Source organism: Streptomyces phytophilus (assembly GCF_013870535.1).
GTDB lineage: Bacteria > Actinomycetota > Actinomycetes > Streptomycetales > Streptomycetaceae > Streptomyces > Streptomyces phytophilus.
In genome coordinates, this window is sequence record NZ_JACBXC010001118.1 from 1 (window position 1) to 2,019 (window position 2,019).

Here is a 2,019-nt window from a genome sequence, read left to right on the forward strand (position 1 = left end):
CGGCGACACCGACCCGGCCGAGGCCCTACGGGCCTGGGACGGCGGCGCCGACCTGATCCTCAACGCCGCCCCCTCCACCGCCGCGGCCACCGCGACCCTGACGGGCCTGGCCCCCGACGGCACCCTCGTCCTCTGCGGCTACGACGACACCCCCCTGGTCCTCCCCCCGGCCCCCATGGTCCTGGGCCGCCTCCACGTCATGCTCAACCCCTCCGGCTCCCCCCACGACGCCCGCGACACCCTCGCGTTCTCCGCGGCCCACGGGATCGTGCCGGACTACACCCCGATCGGACTGGAGGGCGCCGGCGCGGCCCTGGAAGCGATGGCCAAGTCCAGCCCACCCAACCGCTCGGTCATCACCTTCGCCTGACGGCACGGAACGGGAACACACACGTTCCTGCCGGTCAGGGCGGCGCAACACCACCCCGGACGGCACCCCCGCGAACCCCACGTCGCGCGTGCTCGAACGGGTTGCGGCCGGGAAGCGTCAGCCGGTGTAGGGAACTCCCCGCGCCTGATCCTCAGCGTGCTCGATCCGAAGACCATCGCGAGGGCGGCAGGGCGGGGAGCCGGCCCTGCGGGTCACGGGCGATCACCGCGTTCCGCTCACCGGCCCGGAACCGCTCGGCTGCCTCCAGACGCAACTTCTCGCGGAAGGCCCGCCGTTCATCCCTCAGCCCGCCCCAACCTTGCGCCTACCCCACACAACCGGCATACCGCAGGGCCCACGAGACGTCAGCCCCCACAACACCACGCTGAAGGGGAGACCGGAGGACGACGCGTGTTGCGCCGTGCCCTCTGGTTGAGGAGCTGGACGCGGTGCGGGCGCAAGGATCGCGCGGTGCCCACCCGGTCGCGTTTTTCGCCTGCGTCTCGTTCCGGCGCGCTCCGGCGTGCCGAGGGGTCCTGCATCCTGGCCGCAGGTTGGCCGCACGCACCGGTCAGGCGGAAGCGGCGTCGTCGGGGCATGACGGCGCCGCTTCTGACCTGCGGGGATGGGGCTTCTCGGCGGAGAGTGTGGGATTCGAACCCACGGTGACGCAGGACGCCACGCCGGTTTTCAAGACCGGTCCCTTAGGCCGCTCGGGCAACTCTCCCTGCCGTCGCTCGGCGGCGGCAGGGACCAAGGCTAGCGGTTCGCCCGGCGGGGTCGCCGCCGGGTCCGGGCGGGCTGCGGGGGCGGTGGGCGGGGGTCAGGCGGCGGTGGCGGCGGCGGGGTCCATCCAGAAGATCTCCCACTGGTGGCCGTCCGGGTCGAGGAAGCTGCGCCCGTACATGAAGCCCTGGTCGTTGGGCTCGTTCGCGACGCCGCCGCCCGCGGCCAGTGCCTTGTCGACGATCTCGTCCACCGCCGCGCGGGTGTCGACGCTCAGGGCGAGGATCGCCTCCGTGGAGGTGGTGGCGTCCGCGATCTCCTTCTTGGTGAAGCCCTTGAAGAACGGCTCCGTGAGGAGCATCGCGTAGATGTCGTCCGTGATGACGAGGCAGGTGGCGTTCTCGTCGGTGAAGTTCTCGTCGAAGCGGTAGCCGAGGGCGGTGAAGAAGGCCATCGAGCGGTCCAGGTCCTTCACGGGCAGGTTGACGAAGATCTTGTGCGGCATCGTGGTGGCCCCTCTCCGGGCTGTGGTCGTCGGCTCCTGGAGCACGCTGTCCATGGGGTAGACGGAGCGGGGCCGCGGAACTCATCGGTCGGCGGGCCCGGCTCCGGGAATTTTTTCCGGGCCTGTGGCCTGGGGTTCTCGCCGGTTCCGGCGTCACCGCGGCATGTGCCTCGCCGCCGACGCCACCGTCGCCGCCGCTTCGCGCTGCGGCAGGCCCGTCGCCATCGCCGCGCGGATCAGGGCGTCCGCCACGTCCCCGCCGTGGCCCGTCTCGTACGCGCGGCAGGCTGCCCAGAAGAGGCGGGCGTTGCGTTCGCCCGGGTGGGAGGCGGCGACGAAGCGGATCAGGGCGTCCGGGCGGCGTTCCGCCGCCGGGGGGTGGCCGGCTTCGGGCGGCGGTGAAGGCGGTGGAGGCGGT

At 72.5% G+C, this 2,019-nt stretch carries 1 protein-coding gene, 1 tRNA gene and 2 pseudogenes; 1 reads left to right on the forward strand and 3 read right to left on the reverse strand.

Annotated features, from left to right (window positions below; all coding sequences use genetic code 11):
• A pseudogene (locus tag H5J30_RS29720) lies at positions 1 to 370 on the forward strand (alcohol dehydrogenase catalytic domain-containing protein); the annotation flags it as partial.
• Between the two features lie 639 nt (positions 371 to 1,009).
• On the opposite strand, the gene H5J30_RS29725 reads toward H5J30_RS29720, so the two are convergent.
• From H5J30_RS29725 to H5J30_RS29735, 3 genes and pseudogenes are all read right to left on the reverse strand, one after another.
• Positions 1,010 to 1,097, reverse strand: a tRNA-Ser gene (locus H5J30_RS29725).
• A gap of 96 nt (positions 1,098 to 1,193) precedes the next feature.
• The gene (locus tag H5J30_RS29730; RefSeq protein WP_181790445.1) at positions 1,194 to 1,601 is read right to left on the reverse strand and encodes a VOC family protein; all 408 of its coding nucleotides are present in this window, start codon (positions 1,599 to 1,601) and stop codon (positions 1,194 to 1,196) included.
• 153 nt (positions 1,602 to 1,754) lie between these two features.
• Positions 1,755 to 2,019, reverse strand: a pseudogene (locus H5J30_RS29735) (bifunctional DNA primase/polymerase); the annotation flags it as partial.